This is a genomic window from Pseudoxanthomonas sp. JBR18, from assembly GCF_028198165.1.
GTDB lineage: Bacteria > Pseudomonadota > Gammaproteobacteria > Xanthomonadales > Xanthomonadaceae > Pseudoxanthomonas_A.
The window spans coordinates 2,322,165-2,341,434 of record NZ_CP116339.1 but is presented as its reverse complement, the minus strand read 5'-3'; the positions used below and the strand labels follow the sequence as shown (position 1 = coordinate 2,341,434).

The 19,270-nt window shown below is 68.0% G+C and carries 17 protein-coding genes; 8 read left to right on the top strand and 9 right to left on the bottom strand.

The features are described 5' to 3' along the window. Positions 1-83: 83 nt before the first annotated feature. On the bottom strand, positions 84-1,217 hold the full coding sequence (locus PJ250_RS10450) for a mechanosensitive ion channel family protein (RefSeq protein WP_271644465.1): 1,134 nt from the start codon (positions 1,215-1,217) through the stop codon (positions 84-86). A gap of 59 nt (positions 1,218-1,276) precedes the next feature. Between PJ250_RS10450 and PJ250_RS10445 the strand changes: the two genes are divergently transcribed. After that, entirely contained in the window at positions 1,277-1,444 is a 168-nt protein-coding gene (locus tag PJ250_RS10445) for an oxidoreductase-like domain-containing protein (protein ID WP_271644464.1), read from the top strand. A 279-nt stretch (positions 1,445-1,723) separates the two neighbouring features. Here PJ250_RS10445 and PJ250_RS10440 read toward each other — a convergent pair whose 3' ends face one another. Next, positions 1,724-2,626: a LysR family transcriptional regulator gene (locus tag PJ250_RS10440; protein WP_271644463.1), complete on the bottom strand. Its 903-nt coding sequence runs from the start codon at positions 2,624-2,626 to the stop codon at positions 1,724-1,726. Positions 2,627-2,711: 85 nt separating this feature from the next. On the opposite strand from PJ250_RS10440, the gene PJ250_RS10435 reads away from it, so the two are divergent. Together PJ250_RS10435 and PJ250_RS10430 are read left to right on the top strand one after the other, a co-directional pair. Then, positions 2,712-3,479 carry an NAD(P)H-dependent oxidoreductase gene (locus PJ250_RS10435; RefSeq protein WP_271644462.1) on the top strand — a complete coding sequence of 256 codons (768 nt, stop codon included), beginning with the start codon at positions 2,712-2,714 and terminating at the stop codon, positions 3,477-3,479. A gap of 71 nt (positions 3,480-3,550) precedes the next feature. Further along, positions 3,551-4,393 carry a class I SAM-dependent methyltransferase gene (locus PJ250_RS10430; RefSeq protein ID WP_271644461.1) on the top strand — a complete coding sequence of 281 codons (843 nt, stop codon included), beginning with the start codon at positions 3,551-3,553 and terminating at the stop codon, positions 4,391-4,393. A 56-nt stretch (positions 4,394-4,449) separates the two neighbouring features. Here PJ250_RS10430 and PJ250_RS10425 read toward each other — a convergent pair whose 3' ends face one another. Next, complete coding sequence (locus PJ250_RS10425) at positions 4,450-5,172, bottom strand: pirin family protein (RefSeq protein WP_271644460.1); 723 nt, start codon at positions 5,170-5,172, stop codon at positions 4,450-4,452. Between the two features lie 85 nt (positions 5,173-5,257). After that, complete coding sequence (locus PJ250_RS10420) at positions 5,258-5,683, bottom strand: DoxX family protein (protein WP_271644459.1); 426 nt, start codon at positions 5,681-5,683, stop codon at positions 5,258-5,260. 127 nt (positions 5,684-5,810) lie between these two features. On the opposite strand from PJ250_RS10420, the gene PJ250_RS10415 reads away from it, so the two are divergent. Further along, entirely contained in the window at positions 5,811-6,704 is an 894-nt protein-coding gene (locus PJ250_RS10415; RefSeq protein ID WP_271644458.1) for a LysR family transcriptional regulator, read from the top strand. A gap of 74 nt (positions 6,705-6,778) precedes the next feature. After that, positions 6,779-8,482 carry a PQQ-dependent sugar dehydrogenase gene (locus PJ250_RS10410; protein ID WP_271644457.1) on the top strand — a complete coding sequence of 568 codons (1,704 nt, stop codon included), beginning with the start codon at positions 6,779-6,781 and terminating at the stop codon, positions 8,480-8,482. A 19-nt stretch (positions 8,483-8,501) separates the two neighbouring features. On the opposite strand, the gene motB is transcribed toward PJ250_RS10410, so the two are convergent. From motB to PJ250_RS10390, 4 genes are all read right to left on the bottom strand, one after another. Continuing rightward, the gene (gene motB / locus PJ250_RS10405) at positions 8,502-9,674 is read right to left on the bottom strand and encodes a flagellar motor protein MotB (RefSeq protein WP_271644456.1); all 1,173 of its coding nucleotides are present in this window, start codon (positions 9,672-9,674) and stop codon (positions 8,502-8,504) included. Positions 9,675-9,684: 10 nt separating this feature from the next. Beyond that, positions 9,685-10,539 (bottom strand): flagellar motor stator protein MotA, encoded by an 855-nt coding sequence (gene motA / locus PJ250_RS10400; protein WP_271644455.1) that lies wholly within the window; start codon positions 10,537-10,539, stop codon positions 9,685-9,687. 109 nt (positions 10,540-10,648) lie between these two features. Next, positions 10,649-11,422 (bottom strand): lysophospholipid acyltransferase family protein, encoded by a 774-nt coding sequence (locus PJ250_RS10395; protein ID WP_333909523.1) that lies wholly within the window; start codon positions 11,420-11,422, stop codon positions 10,649-10,651. 107 nt (positions 11,423-11,529) lie between these two features. Further along, a complete protein-coding gene (locus PJ250_RS10390; protein WP_271644453.1) occupies positions 11,530-12,759 on the bottom strand; it encodes a glycoside hydrolase family 172 protein in 1,230 nt (409 codons plus the stop codon). A 451-nt stretch (positions 12,760-13,210) separates the two neighbouring features. On the opposite strand from PJ250_RS10390, the gene PJ250_RS10385 reads away from it, so the two are divergent. Continuing rightward, positions 13,211-13,642: a CopM family metallochaperone gene (locus tag PJ250_RS10385; RefSeq protein ID WP_271644452.1), complete on the top strand. Its 432-nt coding sequence runs from the start codon at positions 13,211-13,213 to the stop codon at positions 13,640-13,642. 36 nt (positions 13,643-13,678) lie between these two features. After that, positions 13,679-15,136 carry a YncE family protein gene (locus PJ250_RS10380; protein ID WP_271644451.1) on the top strand — a complete coding sequence of 486 codons (1,458 nt, stop codon included), beginning with the start codon at positions 13,679-13,681 and terminating at the stop codon, positions 15,134-15,136. A 95-nt stretch (positions 15,137-15,231) separates the two neighbouring features. On the opposite strand, the gene PJ250_RS10375 is transcribed toward PJ250_RS10380, so the two are convergent. Further along, entirely contained in the window at positions 15,232-17,181 is a 1,950-nt protein-coding gene (locus PJ250_RS10375) for a M61 family metallopeptidase (protein WP_271644450.1), read from the bottom strand. Between the two features lie 223 nt (positions 17,182-17,404). On the opposite strand from PJ250_RS10375, the gene ggt reads away from it, so the two are divergent. Continuing rightward, entirely contained in the window at positions 17,405-19,198 is a 1,794-nt protein-coding gene (gene ggt / locus PJ250_RS10370) for a gamma-glutamyltransferase (RefSeq protein WP_271644449.1), read from the top strand. Positions 19,199-19,270: the final 72 nt, after the last annotated feature.

Here is a 19,270-nt window from a genome sequence, read left to right as displayed (position 1 = left end):
ACTCCGGCATTGCCGTCGAGTCCCCTACCCGCGACCGGGCTTGGTCCAGGCCCACCGGCGTCGGGCCTGGACGGGGGCTGCCCTCAGCCGGTCGAGGAGGCCTGCGCGCCCGCCGCTTCGCGCTCCTGCTTCTCGTCGGCCAGCTGGCGAATCGTCAGCGGATTGGAGAAGTCGATGGTGCGGGTCGGGAAGGCGAAATCGATGCCCTGCTCGGCGAAGCGCTGCACAAGGGCCAGGTTGATCGCCTGCTGCACGTCCATGTACGCGTTGAAGTCCGGCGTCTGCATGATGTACACGGTCTCGAAATCGTAGGACGAGGCCCCGAATGCCTTGAAATGCGAGCGATCCAGGTTCGCGTTGTCGATCCCGTCCAGGATCTCCTTGACCGTGTCCGGGATGCCCGCCAGCTTGTCATGCGGGGTCGAATACAACACCCCGAACTCGAACACGATGCGCCGGGTCTGCATGCGCTTGTAGTTGTGCACGCGCGCGCCCAGCAGGTCGCTATTGGCGAACACCAGCTGCTCGCCGCTCAGTGCGCGCAGGCGGGTGGTCTTCAGGCCGACGTGTTCGACGGTGCCGGCGAAGGCATCGACGACCACGAAGTCGCCCACCTCGAAGGGCTTGTCGATCACGATCGACAGCGAGGCGAACAGGTCGCCCAGGATGTTCTGTACCGCCAGGGCGACCGCGATGCCGCCCACGCCCAGACCGGCCACCAGCGCGGTGATGTTCACGCCGATGCTTTGCAACACCGTCAGCAGCACCAGTGCCCACAGCACGGTCAGCCCGATGAAGTTAATTGCGCCCAGGCTGGTGGTGGCGCCGAGATTGGTTTCCTGTGTGGCCCGGTCGCGGTAGTCGTCGATCCAGAACTTCACCTGGCGCGTGCCCCACACGCCGATCTGCAGCAGCAGCGCGACCGCCGCCACCTTGCCGGCGATGCTGTAGGCACGCTCGGGCAGGTGCAGCACCTGCAGGCCGAAGTGCAGGGCCACGAACAGCATCAGCCAGGTGCGCGTGCCGCGCACCATGTAAGCCAGCGACTCGAAGACCCGGTCGATCGTGGTGCCCTGCTTGGCGATCGCGCCCAGACGGTTGGCGATCACCCGCCGGGCGATGGCCAGCACGATCAGGATCAGCACCGTGATGCCGGTGGCGGTCAGCCAGGCCTGCAGGCTGTTGTCCAGCACGGTGTAGTCGTTCAACCAGTTCATCATGTCTCCAATGGGAAGGAAGGTTGGTGCGCCGATGGGCGCGCGGGGATAATCGGGGCATGGACGAACACGACCCGTGCCCGGTGGCGCCAGAGGCGCCGCTCCCCAGCGATTGCTGCGACAGCGGCTGCGATCCGTGCGTGTATGACCTCTACGCGGAGGAGCTGGCGCGCTATCGCGAACGCCTCGCCGCATGGCGCGCGCGGCATCCCGAAGCACAAGCCTGACACGCCCACGCAAGGAAACCGGCCGCTCGCGGACTCAGGGTCGCAACATCGCGCGCGAATGTGAACCCCTTCGCTTGCCTCTCTACACGTTCCACGCCCACGGCGCGTCGCCCGTGCGGGGATCGATGACGACTTTGCACCAATGCCGCGGCCGCAACCCGCAGGCGGTCAGTCCATCGACAGATCATCTTTCGATGCCAAAGATCGAGAATCGGCGGGTGGTAATGCCCGCGGCAAAAGGCATCGATCACCCGCCCGCCGACGTGCAAGGAACACGCGCTAGCGCGGCTGCACGGCGGATAGGATCTGCGCGCGCAGCCACTGGTGCGCGGGATCGCGATGCACGCGCTCGTGCCACAGCATCGCCATCTGGTAGCCGGGGACCGCCAGTGGCGCGGCCACGACCCGCAGCGCCGGATGCCCGTGAGCCAGTCGGGCGGGCAACATCGCCACCAGATCGGTGGACGCCAGCGCCGACAGCACGAACAGGAAATGCGGGACCGACAGGGCCACGTTGCGCTTGAGCCCCAGCGTGTCCAGGGCCGCATCGGTCGGGCCGTGGAAGCCGCCGCCGTAGGGCGAGACGATCACATGGTCGAGTCGGCAGAACTGGGCCAGCGTCGGCCGCCGTTTCAGGCCCGGATGGCCGGCGCGGCCGGCCAGCACGTAACGCTCGTCGAACAGGATGCGCTGGCGCAGGCCCTCAGGCGCCCCTTCCACGGTATGGAAGGCCAGATCGATCCGTCCGGCCTCGGCCTGACGCGTGATGTGCTGGGGCACCATTTCGCGCACGGCCAGGCGCGTGCCGGGCGCGGCCGTCCGCAGACGCGCCAGCACCGGCAGCACGATGGTGGTCGCGCCGTAGTCGGTCGCGGCCACCTGCCAGGTCTGGCGGGCGCTGGTTGGATCGAACGGTGCCGGTGGCGCGATGGCCCGGCCCAAGGTTTCCAGCGCGGCGCGCAGCGGCTCGCGCAGGGCATCGGCGCGGGCGGTTGGACGCATGCCGCGTGGTCCGGGCAACAGCAACGGGTCGTCCAGCAGCGCGCGCAGGCGAGCCAGCTGAACGCTGACCGAGGGCTGGGACAAATGCAGGCGCTGCGCGGCGCGGGTGACGTTGTGCTCGGCCAGTAGCGCGTCGAGCGTCACCAGCAGGTTGAGGTCCAGGCGCCTGAGATCGTGCATGGCTATACCAGGAATCATGAGAATTCATTTCAACTATAGCGAGCGCATTCCTATGGTGGCGTCTCACTCCCGACCGGCCATCGCCATGAATGTCCTGATTGTCCACGCCCATCCCGAACCCAGCTCGTTGACCAGCCACCTTGCCCGTACCGCGCAGCAGGTGCTGCTCGCGCAGGGCCACGAGGTCCAGACCTCGGACCTGTATGCCATGGGCTGGAAGGCGGTCTTCGACGCGCAGGATTTCCCTGACCGCCTCGATGCCAGCCGCCTTTCCTTCATCGCCGAATCCGAGCATGCGTATGCGAACGGCTGCCAGAGCGACGATGTGGCCGGCGAGCAGCGCAAGCTGCAGGCCGCCGATGCGCTGATTCTCGCGTTCCCGATGTGGTGGTTCGGCATGCCGGCGATCCTGAAAGGCTGGATCGACCGGGTCTGGGCGTTCGGCCTGGCCTACGGCTATCGCGGTGCGGGCAATGCCTACCGCTACGGCGAGGGCGGCTTTGCCGGCAAGCGCGCGCTGCTGGCCGTGTCGATCGGTGGCCCGGCCGCGGACTACGGCCCGCGCGGCATCAATGGCAGTCTGGACCAGCTGCTGTTTCCCATCACCCACGGCACGCTGTTCTATCCCGGCATGCAGGTGCTGGCGCCTTTCGCGCTCCATGACAGCGGGCGGCAGGACGCGGCGGGCGTCGCGGCGGCGACATCGGCCTGGACCACGCGTGTCGCCCACCTGTTCGATGAAGCGCCACTGCGCTTCCGCCCGCAGAACGGCGGCGACTACCCGGACCGACACACCCTGGCCGAGCAGCACGCCCCGGGCAGGCGCGACCTGTCGATCCATCTCGCGGACTGAGCGTACAGACCGGCCGCCAGGGCCGGTCGTGCTCCGGTACGATGCGGGCCCGATCGCTGCCCCGCCCCGCCGTGCCCCACTCGACCGCACCGCTGCTGACCCGTTCCACCGCGCAGGCCCTGAGCGCCGCGCGCGACGCAGGCCTGGCCGAATGGACCGGCTCACTGGATCTCGGTCGCTCAACCGGCACCGCGCGGCTGCACGCCGATGGCTGGGACTGGCATGGCGTGCGGTATCCGTATCCGGACAAGACCCGCGACCGCACGCTGTATCACTTCGACGGCGAGGACTTCGTGCCGGTGTCGCGCTTTGCGGGCGCGTTGATCAAGCTGGTGCCGACCGAATGGAACGTGCCGACCTTCGAGATCGACGGCATCAAGATGCTGCCCACCTCGAAGGAATCCCCGCTGGACGACGCGCGCCGCAAGGTCGCCCTGGTGGAACCGCGCGGCAAGGCCGTGCTGGACACCTGCGGGGGGCTGGGCTACTTCGCCGCGTGCTGCCTGGAAGCCGGCGTGGCGAGGCTCCAGTCCTTCGAGAAGAACGAGAGCGTGCTGTGGCTGCGCACACTCAACCCGTGGTCGCCCGATCCGGCTGCGGCCGAGTCGGGCGGACGTCTGCAGCTGATCCACGGCGATGTGTCCACCCAGATCGCCTCGCTGCCCGATGCGGCCTTCGACGCGGTGCTGCACGACCCGCCGCGGTTCGGCATCGCCGGAGAGCTCTACGCCCAGACCTTCTACGACCAGCTGGCGCGGGTGCTCAAGCGCAGCGGCAGGCTGTTCCACTACACCGGCAGTCCGAACAAGCTCACCAGCGGCCGCGACGTCCCGCGCGAAGTGGTCAGGCGCCTGGAGAAAGCCGGGTTCAAGGCGCAGCTGGCACTGGACGGCGTGCTGGCCGTGCGCAGATAGAAACGCCGCACGGGTTGCCCCGCGCGGCGTGGTGGACAAGGCGAGCCTGCGCCTGGTTACGGCATCTGCGGCAGTTCGTGCGGACGCAGGTCGAACACCAGCACCTCGGCGTCCTGGCCATCGCTGAAGACCAGCTGCTCTTCCTGACGGATGCGCACGCCGTCGCCTTCGTGCAGCACCTGACCATTGAGCGATACGGTGCCGCGGGCCACGTGGACATAGGCGTAGCGCTGCGGCGGCAGGCTCAGGGTGGCGGTTTCGGCGCCATCGAACAGGCCGGCATACACGCGGGCGTCCTGGCCGATCTGCAGCGAATCCTCCGCCCCGTCCGGCGAGAGCACCAGGCGCAGGCGGCCGCGCTTTTCCTCGGTGGAAAAATTGCGCTGCTGGTAACGCGGCTGGGTGCCGCGCTGGGCCGGCACGATCCAGATCTGCAGGAAGTGCACGCCCTCGCTCTGCGAATCGTTGAACTCGCTATGGGCCACCCCGGTGCCGGCACTCATCAGCTGCACGTCACCGGGCAGGATCACCGAGCCGGTGCCCATCGAGTCCTTGTGCGCCAGCGCGCCCTCCAACACATAGGAGAAGATCTCCATGTCGTTGTGCGGGTGCTTGCCGAAACCCTGGCCCGGGGCCACGCGATCGTCGTTGATCACGCGCAGGTCCGAGAAGCCGACCTGGTTGGGGTTGTAGTAGTGGCCGAAGGAGAAGGTGTGTCGGGAGGACAGCCAGCCATGGTTGGCCAATCCGCGGGTGTTGGCTTGGGTGACGTCGAACATGGGAAATCTCCTGGTCAATGCGGGGAGGGATCAAACAATCGGATCAGGGACCGGTGCGCCGGGAGGGCGCACCGGGTGAAGCAGGTCAGAGGACGGCAGCGCGCAGCTGCGGCTGGCGGCGCTCGCGCAGGGCATCCAGGCTCAGGGCACCGGCGCCGAATGCCACGACCTGCAGCAGGCCACCGGCGATGGAGACGTTCTTGAAGAAGTGGATGAACTGGTTGGTGTCGCCCAGCGCGTGGTGGAACGTCACCGCCGTGACCAGGGCGAACAGCGCCATGACCGCGGCGACCAGCCGGGTGCGATAGCCCAGTACCAGCGCCAGACCAAAGCCGACTTCGACGATGATCGCGCCCAGGAAGGCCAGGTCCGGCAGCGGCATGCCGCTGGCAGCGATGTAGGCCTTGGTGGCGGCCGGCGCGGCCAGCTTGCCGACGCCACTGATCAGGAACAGGACGCCGATCAGGACACGGCCGGCGGCAGCGGAGAACGCGAAGGATTTGGTGTTCATGGCAAAGCTCCAAAGCGGTGGTGGAAAGGGCGGTGGCGGGACCGCCGAACCGTGGAGCCATGCTAGTGTCGCCTCCGATAGCGAAAAACCATGTGCGTGGCGCCACACTGTCAACCTATAAGAGACAATGAGCCAACTCGAAGACATGCGCCTGTTCGTGACCATCGTGGACGCGGGCAGCTTCACCGCCGCGGCCGATCGACTGGGTCTGTCCAAGCAGTTCCTGAGCAAGCGCGTTGCCGCGCTGGAGGCGCGGCTGGGCGTGCGCCTGCTGATCCGCACCACGCGACAGCTGCGCCCTACCGAGCTGGGCCTGGTGTATCTCGAGCAGGCGCGCGGGCTGATCCGCCAGTTCGACGAGACCGAAGAAGCCATCGCCCACCAGAACACCACCCCGCGCGGACTGCTGCGGATCAGTGCGCCGATGTCCTTCGGCACCCTGCACCTGGGCCCGGCGCTGCCGCAGTTCCTGCTGGCCCATCCGCAGGTCAGCGTGGAGATGGACCTGAGCGATCGCACGGTGGACCTGATCGGCGAGGGCTACGACGTGGCCGTGCGCATCGGCACCCTGCCCGACTCGAGCCTGGTCGCGCGCACCATCGCCCCGATGCAGATCCGCCTGTGCGCCAGCCCGGACTACCTGGCCCGGCGCGGCACGCCGGCCACGCCCGCCGACCTGCGCGACCACGATTGCCTGCTGTATGGACACAGCCGCCATGTGGAGTGGACCTTCCAGCATGGCGGCCGGCGCGAGGTGCAAGCCATGCGCGGCCGCCTGCGGGTCAACAACGGTGAGCTGGTCCGCGACGCGGCCGTGGCCGGACTGGGCATCGCCTACCTGCCCACCTTCATCGTCGGCCAGGCGCTTGCCGACGCGCGCCTGGTCAGCGTGATGGAAGACCACTGCCCACCGCCGGCGGCCATCCATGCGGTGTATCCGCAGCATCGCCAGGCCTCGCGGGCGGTGCGGGCGTTCGTGGAGTTCCTGCACTCGCGCTTCGCGAGCGCGCCGCGCGGCTGAGCCGCCGCATCCGCAGCGACGACAGGCGCGCGGCTATGCTCGCTGGCCACGCCGCCCGGAGGAGCGCTCCGTCCATGATTCCGCATTCACACCCCGCCCCCACCAAGCGCCGGCCCGCGCATGGACTCCTGCTCACCGGCTTGTTGAGTGTTCCGTTGGCCGCCTGCGCCGCCCAGGCCGATCCCGGACATGGCGACCAGCTCTACCAGGCGCAATGCGCGATCTGCCACGGTCCGGCCGGCGAAGGCGGCCAGGGCCCCGCGCTGGGTGGCGTGGTCGGGCGCAAGGTCGCCGGGGCGGACTTCAGCTACACCCAGGCGCTGCGCAAACTCGACGGGCGCTGGGATGCCGAGCGGCTGCGGACCTTCCTGGCCAATCCGCAGGCCATGGCGCCTGGCACCTCCATGCCCATGGCGGTGGAGCAGCAACAGGCACGCGCGGACATCGTGGCCTTCCTGGGCACGCTGAAGCCTGCGGTAAACCAGCAGGCCGGCGGGAACGGCGCGACTGCCGACACCGGCGTGTTCGGCGGCTGGCGCCAGGATGCACCGGGCAAGATGCACCACATCCGCCTCGCCGACCTGCCGGCGCCCGCGCCGGAGACGTCGGCCAGCAATTCCAGCCGGGTCGTCCCGCGCCCGGCCGGCGCGATGCCCCAGGTGCCGGACGGCTTCGAGGTCAGCGTGTTCGCCCAGGATCTGCAGGGCCCGCGCATCCTCAAGGTCGCCCCCAATGGCGATGTGTTCGTGTCCGAGCCGGACAGCGGCCGGATCCAGGTGCTGGTGCCCTCGGCCGATGGCCGCCAGGCTGCGCGCACGCTGACCTTCGCCAGTGGGCTGGACGGCCCGTACGGACTGGCGTTCTATCCGGCCGGTGCACAGCCGCGCTGGCTGTACGTGGCGCAGAGTAACCAGTTGGTGCGCTACCCCTATCGCCCCGGCCAGCGTGCGGCCGAGGGCAAGCCTGAGGTGATCGTGTCGGCGTTCTCGCCCGGGACCGGTGGGCATTCCAATCGCGACCTGGCCTTGTCCCAGGAGGGCCAGTGGTTCTTCGTAGGCGTGGGTTCGGCTTCCAACGTGGCCGATGGCATGGGCACCAAATCCCCCGCGCAGGCAAAGGCCTGGGAGGCCCAGCAGGGATTGGGCGCGGCCTGGGGCGAAGAGGAACACCGCGCCCAGGTGCGGGCGTATTCGCCCGATGGCCGCCAGCAGCGCGCCTACGCCACCGGTATCCGCAACTGCTCGGGGCTGACCGTGCAGCCGGCCACCGGCACGCTGTGGTGCTCGACCAACGAGCGCGACCGCCTGGGTGACAACTTGGTCCCGGACTATGTGACCCGGGTGCCGCCCGGCAGCTTCTTCGGCTGGCCGTGGTGGTATCTGGGCGATCACGAGGACCCGCGTCGCGCCGGCGAACGCCCGGACCTGAAGGGCAAGGTCGCCGTGCCAGACGTGCTGCTGCAGGCGCATTCGGCCTCGCTGGGCATGAGCTTCGCGCCGCAGGCCAAACTGCCGGCCGACTGGCGTGGCTCGGCCTTCGTTGCCGAACACGGCTCGTGGAACCGGCGCGAACGCACGGGCCCCAAGCTGATCCGCATCCCGGTCGATGCCCACGGCGCGCCCACCGGGAGCTACCAGGACGTGATGACCGGCTTCGTCGTCGACGATGCCCATGTCTGGGGCCGGCCGGCCGCGGTCACCGGCACGCCCGATGGCGCGCTCCTGGTCAGCGACGACGCGGGCGGCGTGGTCTGGCGGCTGGTGTATCGCGCGCCCTAGGCACCGAACGCGTAAATGCTCAGTGCGCCTGGGCGCTGTGTTCGGGAGCCGCGGCTTGCGCGGCGGCGGTCTCGGCCGCCCTGGCCAGGGCGCCGGCATCGGCCACCTGTGCGCGGGTGGAGGTGCGCAGCACCGTCACTTTGCCGGTGTCGGCGCCGGGCTGCGGCGCGGCCCGTGCAACTTCAGCTTCGGCATGCCCATCGGCCGGTGATGCGCCGTCGGCCTGGGCGACGGCGGCCTCGCCCTGCTCCGGCGGCGTGCTCAGGTCCGGCACGTTGGTATCGGCATCGGGCAGCGGCTTGCTCAGCGCCACGCCCTGTCCGCTACCGGCCAGTGCGGCGGCCTCGGCGTCGTGGGTCATGACCACGATGCTGATGCGCCGGTTGATCGGGTTGGTGGGATTGGTCTTATCGAACAGCACCGAGGAAGACAGCCCCACCACGCGGGTCACCTTCTCCGGCTCCATGCCGCCGCCGATCAGCGCCCGGCGCGCGGCGTTGGCGCGGTCGGCGCTGAGTTCCCAGTTGGTGTAGCCGGCGTCGTTGCTGTAGGCGGTGGTATCGGTGTGCCCGGTGATGCTGATGTGGTTGGGCACCTGATTGATGAAGCCGGACAGCTCATGGAGGATCGCGATGGTGTAGTCCTTCAGGTGCGCGCTGCCCACGTCGAACATCGGCCGGTTCTGCTTGTCCACGATCTGGATGCGAAGGCCATCGGGCGTCAGGTCCAGCAGCAGTTGGTCCTTGAACGGCTCCAGGGCCTGGCTCTTGCCGATGGCTTCCTTGAGGTCCTGCATCAGCGCCTCCAGGCGCTGCTTCTCCTCGTTGCGCTTGTCCTGCTCGCCCTGTGCGCCGGACTTCTTCTCGCGGCCGAACGGCTCGTCCATGCTGCCCTTGGGCAGGTCCATGGTGCCGCCAAGCTTGATCATCGAGTTGCTGGCGCCGCCCGGGCCGTTCATGCCCGGCGAGGGCGCCATGGACTTGCCCTCCAGCGGGCTGGGGTTCTTGAAGTACTCGGCGATGGCCGCGCGCTCCTGTTTGCTGGTGGCCGCCACCAGCCACAGCACCAGGAAGAAGGCCATCATCGCGGTCACGAAGTCGGCGTAGGCCACCTTCCAGGCGCCGCCGTGATGGCCGCCGCCCTGGACTTTCTTGACCCGCCGGATGACGACGGTGGACTTGGTCTCGGCCACGACGACACGCCTACTTGATGGTCTTCAGGTGCGACTCGAACTCCGAGAAGCCCGGGCGCACGTCCGAAGGCAGCGTCTTGCGGGCGAACTCCAGGGCGATCTTGGGGTTGTAGCCGCGCAGGCAGGCCAGCAGCGCGGTCTTGACCGATTCGTAGATGCGGCTGTCCTGTTCGGCGCGGGCTTCCATGGCCGCGGCCATCGGGCCGACGAAGCCATAGGCCATCAGGATGCCCAGGAAGGTCCCGACCAGCGCGGCGGCCACGTGGTGGCCGATCTCCTCGATCGAGCCGCCGATCGAGCCCATGGTGATTACGATGCCCAGCACCGCGGCCACGATGCCGAAGCCCGGCAGGCCGTCGGACACCTTGGACAACGCATGCGCCGGGGCCAGGGCCTCGTGGTGGTGCTTTTCCAGCTCCAGTTCCAGCAGCGGCTCCAGCTCGTGCGGCTCGATGTTGCTGCCGATCATCAGACGCAGGCAGTCGGTCATGAAGTCCAGCAGATGGTGGTCGGCCAGCACCTTGGGATAGTTGCCGAACACGGCGCTCTGGGACGGATTCTCCACGTGGTCCTCCAGCGACATGAAGCCGTCGCGGCGGGCCTTGTTGAGCAGTTCGTAGACCAGCGACAGGGTCGCCTTGTAATCCTCGGCCTTGTACTTGGGCCCCTTGAGCACCCCGATGATGCCGCCGAGGGTCTCCTTGACGGTCTTCATCGGCGTGCTGACCAGGAAAGCGCCGAATGCCGCGCCACCGATGATGACCAGCTCATAGGGCTGCCACAGGGCTCCCAGATGTCCGTGGGACAGCACGTAGCCGCCGACGACACTGAGAATGACCACGATGAAGCCGACGATGATGAGCATGGCGCGAGCCGTGACGCTTGAAGGGGGGTACTTCAATGTCGGCCTGGCGGCAGGATTCTTAAGCCGCGCCCCGGCGGAGTGCCGGCCGGCGGCGCACTGGGAATCGCGTTCAGGCGCTCGTCGATGACCCGGGCAAGGCCGACGCCACGACCTCATGCAGCTGCGCGGCCAGCGCCTTTCGATCGGTGCCCGGCGTGACCTGTCGGGGCGGGTGGAAGGTCACCCGTACCACCGCACCGGACAGGCACAGGAAGCGCCGCACGTGGTCGCCGGCCGCCATCGACCCGTAGAACGCGTAGGCATCGCGCTGCCCGCCCTGCGCCAGTGGACGGCCGTCCACACCCAGGATCTCCAGGGTGAAGGGCTGCAGCGTCCACGGCGCCGTCCCTGCGGGCGCGGCCAGGAACAACGCGAACAAGCTGGACTTGAACGGCGCCACGCGCTCGCCGGAGGAGGTGGTGCCCTCCGGGAACAGGACCACGTCGTGGTCCGGCCGCAGTTGCGCGGTCACGGCCGCGGCCACCGCCGCCGCGTCGCGGCTGCGGCGGCTGATGAACAGGGTCTGCGCCAGCGCCCCAACCGCGCGCATGCCAGGCCAGCGCTCCATGTCGTCCTTGGCGATGAACCGCGCACGCAACAGGCTGCCCAGTACCACGATGTCGTAGTGCGAGACGTGGTTGCCCACGAACAACGTCCCTCCCCCCGTACGCGGCGTCCCGACCAGTTCCACGTCGATGCCCAGTGCACGTCGCAGGCAGGCGAACCACAGGCGCGGCAGGGCGAACGCGCCGCGCCCCCGGGTCACCCGCATCACCAGCCATTGCAGCGGCATCAACACGAGGCTGGCCAGCACGATGGCGGCCACGCGCAGGCCCGCGCGCAGCAGCACCGCGGCACGGGCGAAGGCAGGCGTGTTGACGGGAGCGGGCTGCATGGCGGCCACACCTTAACGGGCCCGGGCGCGGGGCGACACCCGCCCGGGCGCCGGGGTCAGGGAGCCGGCGGGCGCAGGCCGGCGGTGCGCTCGGCCACTGGGGCGATGGGCGGCAGCCCGTTCTCGGCCTTGTCCAGATAGAACAACGCCACGGCCGAGACGTCGTCGCTGCGGTAGAAGTTGGTCCATCCCTCCTGCGGCAGGCTGAGGTGGTCCAGGGGCATCGGCGCGGCGCCCGCCAGCAGCGGCACGAACCCGGCGCGCCCGCCGCCGCTGTCGATCGAAACCGGCTGCAAGGGCACGCCACGCGCCTGCATCGCCAGCACCTCGGCCTTGGGCGCGCCGCCGATCTGCTGCAGCTCCACACGCAGGTCGTGGGCGAAGAACACCGGATCGGGCACATGGAAGCGGTAGAACGTCCAGCGCCCGTGGGCTTCGTCCGCCACCGGCGCGCCCTGGAAGCGCTGCACGTAGGCGCCCTGCCCCCAGCCGGTCCCGATGTAGTCCTCGGTCCCCGTGCCCACCAGTGTCGGGTGCGTGGTGTCGCCATCCAGGTAGAGCTTCATCTCGCCCTCGCCCCACCAGGTCGCGCCGTAGCGCGGATCGGTGAACACGGTCACCAGCGCGCCCAGCCAGCGGCCGCGCCCCTGCACCGGCGGCAGAATCTGGAACGCGCGGCCCGGCGTGGTCGCCCGCTCGCGGTGCCACCAGGCATGGAAGTACAGCGTCCCGCTCGGCAATTGGCGGACGCGATGGAAGTCCACGTCGAAGAACACCTGGTCCAGGCGCTGGCTTGATTCGTTGACCAGCTCCACCCGGGCGTGGCGCTGGAACGGCATGGGAATCCAGGAGACGAACGAGCGCCCTTCCGGACTGGCGACCAGCGCGGTCTCCATCGGCACCAGCGCCCCGGCGCCAGCCCCGAACAGATCCCCCAGCGGCACCGAGACCGCCGGGGTGGCCGCATCGTCCCAGGTGATCTGCAGCCGCAGCGCGCGCAGCATCGCCGGTGAGCGGTCGTTGACCGTCATCCAGAGGCGGTCGATTACCCCAGGTCCGGTCACGTCGGCCAGGACCTGCGTGCCGCCGGCCGGAATGCTCTGATAGGGATGGCCCTTGGCGCCACGGTTCTCGACCCCACCGGCGCCCTGGGCGGCTTGCGGGTTCTCGGGACTGGCCCAGCCGGGGGTGTTGTCCTGCCAGGTGTAGAGCGCGTCCTGCGCGCAAGCAGGGCCGGCGCAGGCCAACAGCGCCGACAGCAGCCAGCGCGCGATGCATCGCGTCATGTGCGTCTTCCCTCCAGAGGCGGCGTGTTCATCGGCGATGGTCGCAGCATGCCGCGCGGATCGCACGGCATGCTGCAGCAACGCCAGCGTCGCGACGGAATCCAGGCGGTCCAGGGCCCGGCCACGCGGATCGGGAAGGCCATGCGGCGCATGGTGGCGGTCGCGCCCGCTAGGTGCGCGCCATCCCGATGCCTCAAAAGTCATCCGGGCGATGCCGCGCGCATCCTGGCCAAAATGGCTGCATCCCAAAATATCCCGTGCAAGCGCCTCTTTTTTTTCCGCGGGCTGCCCGCACGAGGTGCGCGCCTCGGCCATGCTGGCCGGGACACTTCAAAGCCTCTCCGCGCCGAAGCGCAACGGCAAGGACACACTCGGAAACAACAGCGTAAGCGTGACGGAATAAAGCCGCACCAGCAGCGTCGTACTCAAACCTCGCGCTTTAGGAGTCCGCATGCTCACACCTGGCCGCACCATTTCGCCAACGTTCGCACTGTGCCTTGGGCTGGCACTCAATGCGAACGCTCAGTCCCAACCGGAAAACGCCGCCCCGATGCATCACCCCGCCACGGGGCACACCATGCCTTCCGGCACGGAGGAGGCCCCGTTCCTGGCTGAAAACAAAGCCGCGATGGACACGATGATGCAAGACATGGCAGTCGCGCCGAGCGGGGATGTGGACCACGACTTCGTGGCGATGATGATCCCGCATCACCAGGGCGCCATTGACATGGCCGAAGCCTTGCTTCGCCACGGAAAAAATCCACAACTGCGCCGCCTTGCCCAGGAAATCATCGTGACCCAGCAGCAGGAGATCGCGGCCATGCGGTTGGCGCTAGGCCAACCCCTCCCCCCCTCCATTCCATCGCCAACCCAGCCCCAGTAACGCGCCTGTGCACAACCACAGATAAAGGAACCACCCATGCGCCAACATCCGCTTGCCATCTGCCTTTTCAGCGCACTTGCGCTGGCCGGCGTCCAGTCAGCTAACGCCGGTCAGATCCCCGGAAAGCTCGACGCGCCCAACATCCCGCTCAGCAGTCAGGATCGCGTCTATGCGGCCGAGCAGTTTTCCAACACGGTCTCAGTGACCGATCCAGCCAGCAATCGCCTACTGGGGCTGATCCGGCTGGGAGATACCCAGCCGAAGAATCTCAGCCCGCTCTACCGCGGTGAAGTACTGGTCCACGGCCTGGGGTTTTCACCGGACCACAAGACGCTGGCCGTGGTCTCGATCGGCACGAACTCGGTGACCTTCATCGATACCGAAACCAATCAGGTCAAGCACAAGACCTACGTGGGCCGCGCACCGCACGAGGCGTTCTTTACGCCTGACGGCAAGGAAGTTTGGGTCACGATCCGAGGTGAGGACTATGTCTCGGTGATCGATGCAACCACGTTCAAGGAGATCGACCGCATCCAGCTGCCAGCCGGCCCCGGAATGCAGATGTTCTCGCCCGATGGCAAGTACGGTTATGTCTGCTCGTCGTTCAATCCAGTGACCAGCGTGGTCTCCGTGGCCGACCACAAGGTCGTTGGCACGATGAAGCAGGAGAGCCCGTTCTGCCCGAATATCGCCGTAACGCCGGATGGCAACCAAGTCTGGATCACGCTGAAGGACGTCGGCAAGGTCCAGGTGTTCGACGCACACCCGCCTTTCAAGCTCTTGAAGACCCTCGTGACCGGGCCGATCACCAACCACGTCAACATCGCAGTCAACAAGCATGGCAGCTTCGCCTACGTCACCGTTGGCGGAACCAACGAAGTCAAGGTGTACCGCACCGACACCTTCGCCCAGGTTGCCACGATCCAGGTCGGCCGGCTTCCGCACGGCGTCTGGATCTCTGGTGACGGAACCCGCGCCTATGTCGGACTGGAAAACGATGACGGCCTAGTCGCCATCGATACCCTCACCAACAAGGTCATCAAGACCATTCCGATCGGCCAGGCCCCGCAGGCGGTCGCCTACGTGCCGCGCGCCGTGGAGCATGGCGATGGCACCTCTGGCCTGGAGCCACTGGCATCCAGCGAGCAGGTCGACAAGATCTCCCTGGTCGGAGGGGGGGCAAAGGACCAGACCCCGCCGACCAGTGTCTCGCTGTTCAACCAGGGACTCTCGCAGGTCCTGCAGGCCTCGGTGACCGGTCTCAAGCCCAAGCAGACCTACGTGCTGGCCCTGGCGGAACGGGCCAACGGCACCGGGCAGCGCGAGCCCCTTGCCGAGTTCCAGGCAAATCCCGCGGGGGCCGCGATCGTTAATGCCGTCGGTCCCATCCGCGAACGTGTAAAGGATGTCAGCGAGCCTGCGCAGCGACGCTATCTGGTGATCCTGTCCAAGGATGACCTGCAGGGCGTACCGGTCCAGGTCCAGGCAGACTAGGCATGTCCCATCCTGGCGGGGGCGCGTGGCAGCACGCGTCCACGCCGGCTTTGTGTTTCGCCCGCGCGTTCCTCGAAGGCGTCGCCGGCCTGACGCTACCTGCGCGCCGCGATGATCTGGCTCAGGTAGTCCGGGGTGCCCGGCACGCGCTCCAGGTGCGGATACTGCAGGCCGCCGTGGTAATCCACGGCCACGGTGCGGGTGACGCCCTGGTACTGCAGCAGCAGTTCGAGCGGCGCCTTGCGCGTCTTGGCCGCGGCGATGGCGTCCTTGAAGGCGTCCACGCTGTAGTCCTGCCCGTCGACGGCGACCAGCTTGGCCCCGGTGCTGACACCGGCCTTGAACGCCGGCCCGTCCCAGCGCACGTCGTTGATCGTGCCGTCCGGCGCCATGGTCAGGCCGATGGACCAGGTGAAGTTGTACAGGTGGCGCGGCGACTGCGGCTGGCTGTCGTACTGCTTCTGGTAGGTGCTGGGCGTATCGGTGTAGACCAGCTTCCAGCCGGTGCCTTCGATAGTGTCCAGCGGCGGATTCACCGCGTCCACGCGCGCATGCAGATAACTGGCCCAGTCGTAGGGCACCACTGCGTCGAGCGCGGCGACCACGTCCTCGAAGGTGTAGGTCTTGGTGACGTAGCTGCCGTTGTCCACGCCGAAGAAGGCCTTGGCGAAGTCGTCCAGCGACTTGCTGTCGTGGCTGAGCGCGCGCAGCTTGGCATCCACACCCAGCCACATCATCTGCCCGGCGCTGTAGTACTCCTCGCTCATCTGCCAGCTGCGGTACGGCAGCCCGGCACGGTGCGCGGCGGTGGGATCGTTGGTGGTGTCCTCCAGGGTCTTCCACTGGAAGCCCACGCGGTTGCGGTCGTAGTTGGCCGCCACCATCGCCAGTGCATCGCGGAACTGCTGCGCGCTCCACAGGCCCGCGCGCGCAGTCAGCACGAAGCCCCAGTACTGGGTCTGTCCTTCGTACACCCACAGCAACGAATCGCCCATCGGCACGTTGAAGTTGGGCGTCCACAGGTCCGCGCCACGGCGGAACTTGCCATTCCAGGAGTGGGTGTACTCATGCGCCAGCAGATCGCGGTCCGGCGCACCCTGGTCCCAGTCGGTGAAGTAGCCGGTGCCCAGACCGTTCTCGCTGGACTGATGGTGCTCCAGCCCGTTGCCGCCTAGTTGGTCGGACAGGGAGAACAGGAAGTCGTAATGATCGTAGTGATGCGAGCCGAACAGCGTGGTGGCCTGGACCACCAGGTTGCGGTGCGCCTGCGCCTGTTCGGGCGTCATCTCCAGGTACTTGGGCGCATCGGCGACCACGTCCAGGTGTACCGGTGCGCCGCCCTTCGGCGTCAGGTCCACCCGCTTGAAGTACTGGCCGGCGTAGATGGGCGAGTCGACAAGGTTGTTGAAGGTCACCGGCTTGAAATGGGTCGTGGCACCCTGGGTGGAGGCCGTCTCCAGCGCGCTGCCAAACTGCCAGCCGTCGGGCAGGGTCACGCTGGGGGCGAAGGTGATGCCGCGGCTGTAGTAGCCGGCCGGATACAGGGCCACCTTGTTCCATTCCAGGTCCAGCATGCGGTCGGTCATCTCGAACCCGCCGCCGCGCGGGGACAGGTACTGAAAGTCCAGCTCCAGCGCCTGGGCACCGGCCGGCACGTCCACGTGGAAGGCATAGACGTCGTAGGGGTCGCGTGTCCAGGCCACCGGCTTGCCGCCCGCGGTGATCTTCAGGCCGGCCATCATCGCCACCGGGCCGGACGGGGAGTGGTCGCCCGGGATCCACGACGGGTACAGCAGGGTCATCGGGCCGGACTTGGCCGGCACGGTCTCATGCACGCGGAAGATGCCCTGGCGGGTGTCGCCGGCGTCCACGTGCAGCGCCACCGTGCCCGGATAGGCCACGTCGCGTGGCGCCGGCACATCCGCCTGCCCCCTCGCCTGCGCCGACGCGGCGCCGCTGCCCAGGGCCAGCAAGACCGCCGCCGCAAGGCACGCCCTCCCTCGACGCTGGGTGGAGGGGGAAGGGGCGGGCGTGGAACCGAACATGACAACTCCGACAGGCTGCAGGCGAAACCGCAAACCTATCACCGACCGGCCATGGGCGGATGCCCCTCCCTCCGACAAGGGAGCGAGGCGCCGGCGGGCGTCCGCCCCTCCGGCTTGGCGCAATCGCGTCAACCGCGGTCCCATCGGCACCGCACCGGGGGCGCCGTGGGCGACCACCTGCTAGGGTTGCAGCCCCCTACCCGACCAGTCGATGCGGACCTTCATGCGTAGCTTCCTCCCGACCCTTCTTGCCGTTTCCCTGGCCTCGGTCGCCTCCTGTGCGCTGGCCCAGGACGCCACCAAGTCCACCCCGCAGATTTCCGCGCGCGCGCTGGATGCCACTGCACCGCCGACCACGCTGGAGGCCCTGTCCAAGGCGATGCCGGTCACAGCCGAGCACGCGATGGTGGTCTCGGCCCAGCACCTGGCCACCCAGATCGGCGTGCAGGTCCTCAAGGATGGCGGCAATGCGGTCGATGCGGCAGTCGCGGTCGGCTACGCCCTGGCGGTCGTGCACCCGTGCTGCGGCAACATCGGTGGCGGAGGCTTCATGGTGGTGCACCTGGCCGCGGCCGACGGCAAGCCGGCGCGCAACCTGTTCCTGGACTTCCGCGAAAAGGCCCCGCTGGCGGCCACACCGACCATGTTCCAGGACGCCGACGGCAACGTGGTCAAGGGCCGCAGCACCGACACCTACCTGGGCGTGGGTGTCCCGGGCACCGTGATGGGCCTGGAAACCGCACGCACCACCTACGGCACCTTGTCGCGCAAGCAACTGATGCGGCCGGCCATCGAACTGGCGCGCAAGGGCTACGTGCTGCAGGAAGGCGACGTCAAGATCATGCACTCGCGTGTGGAGGACTTCGCCAAGTCGCCCAACGTGGCGCGCATCTTCCTCAAGGCCGACGGCCAGCCCTACGCGCCGGGTGACCGCCTGGTCCAGACCCAGCTGGCCGACACCCTGGAGCGCATCGAGAAGCAGGGCACCAAGGGCTTCTACGCGGACAAGACCGCCAAGTCGCTGGTCGCGGCCAGCCAGGCCAACGGCGGCATCATGACCCTGCAGGACCTGGCCCAGTACACCGCCCCGTGGAGTACCCCGATCAACTGCAGCTACCGCGGCTACCAGGTGGTCTCCGCGCCGCCGCCCAGCTCCGGCGGCGTGACCCTGTGCCAGATCCTGGGCATGGTCCAGCCCTATCCGCTTTCCCGTTGGGGCTATGGCTCGGCCAAGGCCGTGCACCACATCGTCGAGGCCGAGCGTCGCGCCTTCGCCGACCGCAACACCTACCTGGGCGACCCGGCCTTCGTCACCAATCCGATCGAGCGCATGCTCGACCCGGCCCACGTGGCGCAGATGGGCAGCACCATCGATCCGGACAAGGCCACGCCCTCCAGCGAGATCAAGGGCAGCCTGGGGCCGGACGAAGGCACCCACACCACGCACTACTCGGTGGTGGACGCCCAGGGCAACGCGGTCAGCGTGACCTACACCATCAACTACCTGTTCGGCATCGGCCAGATCGCCGGGGACACCGGGTTCTTCCTCAACAACGAGATGGATGACTTCACCTCCAAGCCCGGCGTGCCCAACAGCTTCGGCCTGGTGCAGGGCAAGACCAACCAGATCGAGCCCGGCAAGCGCCCCTTGAGTTCCATGACCCCGACCATCCTGCTCAAGGACGGCCAGGTGGCGATGGTGACCGGCAGCCCGGGTGGCTCGACGATCATCTCCACCACCATGGAGAGCATCGTCAACGTGTTCGACTTCGGCATGAACATGCAGCAGTCGGTCAATGCCCCGCGTTTCCACAACCAGTGGCTGCCCGACGTCACCGCCGTCGAGCCCGGCCTGCTTTCGCCCGACGTGAGGCAGCAACTGGAGGGCATGGGCCACAGCTTCCGCGACGTGCAGTCCTGGGGCGCGGACGAAGCCATCCTGCGCAATCCCAAGACCGGCCTGCTGGAAGGCGCCAACGACCGCCGCCGCCCGGCGGGCCTTGCCGCCGGGTACTGAGCCAATTGCAGCGACATGAAAAAGGCCGGCTCCCTCGGGACCGGCCTTTTTCGTGGGGTACGTCTGCTTCGC